The organism is Bradyrhizobium cenepequi (assembly GCF_020329485.1).
In the GTDB taxonomy this organism is placed as follows: Bacteria; Pseudomonadota; Alphaproteobacteria; order Rhizobiales; family Xanthobacteraceae; genus Bradyrhizobium; species Bradyrhizobium cenepequi.
The window spans coordinates 1-4,243 of record NZ_JAGKJI010000116.1 but is presented as its reverse complement, the minus strand read 5'-3'; the positions used below and the strand labels follow the sequence as shown (position 1 = coordinate 4,243).

The 4,243-nt window shown below is 61.6% G+C and carries 4 protein-coding genes; 1 reads left to right on the top strand and 3 read right to left on the bottom strand.

Translation table 11 applies throughout. The annotated features are described in order from the left end of the window. Both J6497_RS40250 and J6497_RS40245 read right to left on the bottom strand, forming a co-directional pair. On the bottom strand, positions 1-1,294 hold a 1,294-nt coding region (locus J6497_RS40250), incomplete at its 3' end, for an MFS transporter (protein WP_225709681.1). A 71-nt stretch (positions 1,295-1,365) separates the two neighbouring features. Next, the gene (locus tag J6497_RS40245; RefSeq protein WP_225709680.1) at positions 1,366-2,670 is read right to left on the bottom strand and encodes a DUF3182 family protein; all 1,305 of its coding nucleotides are present in this window, start codon (positions 2,668-2,670) and stop codon (positions 1,366-1,368) included. Positions 2,671-3,584: 914 nt separating this feature from the next. Here J6497_RS40245 and J6497_RS40240 point away from each other — a divergent pair. Then, entirely contained in the window at positions 3,585-3,824 is a 240-nt protein-coding gene (locus tag J6497_RS40240) for a Trp family transcriptional regulator (protein ID WP_225709679.1), read from the top strand. 120 nt (positions 3,825-3,944) lie between these two features. Here J6497_RS40240 and J6497_RS40235 read toward each other — a convergent pair whose 3' ends face one another. Further along, positions 3,945-4,175, bottom strand: coding sequence for a hypothetical protein (locus J6497_RS40235; protein ID WP_225709678.1), 231 nt, complete (start codon positions 4,173-4,175; stop codon positions 3,945-3,947). Positions 4,176-4,243: the final 68 nt, after the last annotated feature.

The window sequence follows — 4,243 nt, the reverse complement described above, 5'->3', positions numbered from 1 at the left end:
CGCCTAGTCGGCGCGGGCGAGCACCGCAGGCGGAGTTTTCAGGCCGAGAGCTCGGGATGAAGCGGAGGCGTTCAGGGTCGATGCGCACGCGCGGGTGACCGTACTTTGCGAGGTAGCAGATCGCCACCATCGCCGCGGCCAAGCCCGCGGCAGCGCCGACGCCGAGCGCCCAGCGCGGGCCGAACCGATCAGCGACCCAACCGACGATCGGCGCGCCAATGGGGGCGCCGCCCAACGCGATGGCGAGGAGGATCGCAATCACACGCCCGCGCATGACGGGCTCGGTCGACAGTTGCACCAAGCTGTTCGTCGAGATGGTGAAGGTCTGGGAGGACACGCCGATAACGAGGAGGGCGAACCCGAAGAGCCAGCGGTTGGGCATGACCGCGGCGAACGCGCAGCCGAACCCGAAGGTTGCCGCGGCACCGAGCAAAAGCGGCATGCCGGGTTTCTCCCGCCTGGCAGCGACGAGCGCGCCGGCGACCGATCCGACCGCCATGATCGAAGTCAGGAGCCCGTATTGGCCCGCGCCGGAGTGAAAGACCGTGGTGGACATGGTGGAGATGAAGATCGGAAAATTCAGTCCGAACGTGCCGATCAAAAACAACATGACAAGCACGGCCTTCAGGTCGGGTCTCTTCCACACATAGCGAAACCCCTCGGCGAGGCTCCCGCGGGCCCGGAGGGCTCGATCCCTTGGATGAAGCTCACCGACGCGAAGGAGCCCCAGCGCGCAGAGCACGGCGGCAAACGAGGCGGCGCTGATCAAGAACACCCAGCCGGAGCCCGTGGTCGCGATGAGGATGCCGGCCAGGGCCGGGCCAATCATCCGTGCGACGTTGAACGAGGTGGAATTCAGTGCCACTGCGTTCGACAGATCAGCTTCCCCGACCAGTTCCGAGACGAAGGTATGGCGCGCCGGCGAATCGAATGCTGTTACACAGCCCAGCAGAAGCGCAAAGGCGTACACATGCCACAACCGGACGATCCCTGCGACGGTGAGGATGCCCAGCCCAAGGGCGAGCGCTCCCATCGCCGCCTGGGTGCCGAGCAGGAGCTTTCGCCGGTCCAGACGATCGGCCGCAAAACCGTTCACGGGCAGCAAAAGGGCTTGGGGTCCGAACTGGAGCGCCATCACCACACCGACCGCGGCCGCATTGCCGTGGGTCAGCTGGGTGAGCACGAGCCAGTCCTGGGCGGTGCGCTGCATCCAGGTTCCCACATTCGAGACCAGTGCCCCGCCGGCCCACGCCCGGTAGTTAAAGCTGCTCAGCGAACGAAAGGTGCGCTTCACCGGACGACCCACGAATCCGCGGTCGGCATGGCACACATGGTCACGGGGCGAGCCCTCGGGTGACGCATCGGCTAGAAGACTAGCCTTGCTTCGAGCATCGCAGCGTGTCTTGTGCCGTAGCCTGCATCGTTCCGCTTCAATTTTCCTGTGACCATCGTGTATCGCGTGATTGGGCCGTCTTCAGGATCATCGCCCCGATAATGTACGACGGCGTTTCGGGGTGCTTCGTGCCCCTTGCCAAAGAGCTTCACGGCACACGCTTCGACGACGTGCAGCGTGGGATCCCGCACAAATTCCCTCAGCGCTGCGAGTTCGGCCGTGCTGGCTCCGCCCGAGCGCCACGACGCTTCCAGAACGCCTGATCGTCTCCGGCCTTTGCCGTCGAGCCCCTGAGCAACATCGTAGTTCCGGCGCGAAACTATGAAGCCCGGATACTCACGCATGGCATCCTCGTACAGTTTGGCCTGAGAGGCAGCGAGGCAGATCGCGCCGGGCATCGGCAGCCGCGCCAGCGCCTCCCAGCCACCGCGCACGCAGACCAGAGCGGAGCCGCCATAAACTCGGCATCCTGCATTGTTCGTCGCAACCCTCTGCTTGCCGTGATACGCGATGGTCATATCATCGACCGTGATCTGCCCGATACTCACCGTCGTGACGTCACGGAGGTTCGACTCGACCACCAGCCCGTGGGCGGCGATCGCGGCCTCGGGAAACGCCTCGAGGAATGCTTCCACTTCAGCGATCGTCGTGGCAACGGCGTGGCCTGCGCCTCCGGCCGCGAGCGGCTCTTTTATCCGGATTGGCCCGGAGCCCAAGAGACGTCCCGCCGCGGTCCGGGCGTCATCCACGCTGAAGACGGTGTAACCCGGCAACACGACGTCCTGGACCAATTCCGCATAGGCGGAAGACCAACCTTCCGGTCGATCCGCCCTGGGATCGAGCAGCTGATGGGTGATGGCCTTGGTTTTCGCGAAAGGATAGGGGACGACAGCGCCGAAGAGATCGGTGGGACGGCGAATGCCGAGGCACGATGCCTCGTCCAGCACCAATGTATCGTCGGGAACGAAGAACACATTTCCTGGATACCTCTTGGCGCTGTCGTAGAGACCCGCAAACTTGGCGCCTTTGATCTGAGCAATCGCCTCGGCAACGATCGACAGGGTAACTTGCTCGTGGGCGTACATGGGCCCTCCCAGGCGGGAGGAGTAGACGACCACCACGCCGTCCGAATTGGTCCACGGCTCCAGACACGAGGTTCGGATTTTGGCCGGGGCATCGCTTTTCGCGAGCGCGGTGCCGGTCGGAGGCCGAGAGGGCCGCGAAGGAGCGGCCGCAGCCGGTGGGTGTCGCAGTTCCACCAAAAGATTTCCGTCCATGCGCAATCTCCTCGAGGCGTCGAGCGTTGCGCAGAGCTTGGACGGTACTCGTCTAAACGGGAGTCTGCCTGTCCCCGTGAGCGCTGACTTGGGAGCGCATTGGGCCGGGCGCAAGTGCCCAAGTCGGACTTGTTGACGCTGGCGACCGAGCAATAAAAGCGGCGTTGCACTTTATTGATTTGATCTCCGCCGCGGGCGAAGCTGGATGCAGCCTCCCGGTTTCGCGGCGCAGGCTGGAACGGCGGCGTATGCAACGGCAGCCATTGCGGCCGCTCCGAGTAACCTCTTGAGCATGTTCACTTCCCATATTTTTTTGAAGAGGTTCAGCGTCATTGCTGAATGCTGCGAAGGCCTTGATCGCGCGAGCCGCGAAAAGTTTCGAATGAATTTCGTGCGATCCAAGGGTGATGATCGGGCGACGCAAAGCCTTATGCAACAAGACGCATTTTCATTACGGGTTCGTAACGATTTGAATTCGACGGTTGCGCCAGACGCGATGTCGCGTTCGTTCGGCGCTGCGCAGATGGCGTACAGACAAATCGTACAGCCGTCGCCCAGTCGTCCGGCTGGCGGCCCCACCGAAGGTCCGAAGGCTGGTGAATGGGGGACTGATTTTCGGTCACTTAGAGCCTTAGTTGGCGCTCTGGTTGGCGGACGATGTCGCCTATTGGCCCGTCTCGGACCTCCAGCTGTGTCGGCTTTCCCGCCAACTACTAAGGGCATAGCGGACGTCAAACGTGCCTTGAATCGCGGCGCCCGATTTATGACTACGCGCGAGGCGATGGAGTTTAGGTCTGCAACCGAAGCCATTGCACGACGTCTAGGGCCCACAAAGGCGCAGCCCTAATTCTTCTAGGTTATTGCCCTCTGGCTCCTCCATTGCCTAATCTTCCCGGGCAGGGAGGAAAAGACGAATGAAAGACATGCAGGCGCATTTGGAGAAGCTTCGGAATGAAGCCGACGAGTGCAAGTTAATCAGCAAGCTCGCGACCGACACGAACAAGAAAGCGTTGTTTGCCAGGCTTGCTGTACTCCAGCGAGCATTGGTTAAGGAGCTGGAACAGCGATGCATGCGAGCATGGGCCGGGGTCTGGTCTACCACTGACAGCCGACATGACAACGACTTAAGTGTCGTTCGGCTCAGGGGCCCCTAGCCGAAAGTCCCTCTGGCCATTGGAACGTCGGTTCACAGAGGTAGAGCGAGCATAGCCCAGTTCAGCCGACGTCGGCGGCTTTTGACCCAACTCGAACTCCGCCTAACCATTCGCGTTAATCTACGCGGCGCGTTCCTTGTCTGACTGTTCCTCGACAGTGGTCGCGGTTTCGTCCAACCCCTTTTCGTAATTGCCCGCGAACCTCTCGATGCTGTCGGCCCACATCCTTAGCATTGAGATCTGAAAGTGCATAATTGGCTTCAAGACATTCATACCGATTGCTGTCGCTGCGGTGATGCGCCTTTGTGGGTCGCGCGCGAAAAGTTTTGCATCAGAGGTCTTATCTGCCATGTTGTTAGCTCCTTCTGCTCTGGTGTTACGGCCCAAAGCTAAGTGTCGGGTTGTGCACTGCGTGATTC

Coding starts and splice junctions, on each gene's coding strand:
- J6497_RS40245 (WP_225709680.1), bottom strand. CDS start 2,670: ATGGACGGAAATCTTTTGGTGGAACTGCGACACCCACCGGCTGCGGCC.
- J6497_RS40240 (WP_225709679.1), top strand. CDS start 3,585: ATGAAAGACATGCAGGCGCATTTGGAGAAGCTTCGGAATGAAGCCGAC.
- J6497_RS40235 (WP_225709678.1), bottom strand. CDS start 4,175: ATGGCAGATAAGACCTCTGATGCAAAACTTTTCGCGCGCGACCCACAA.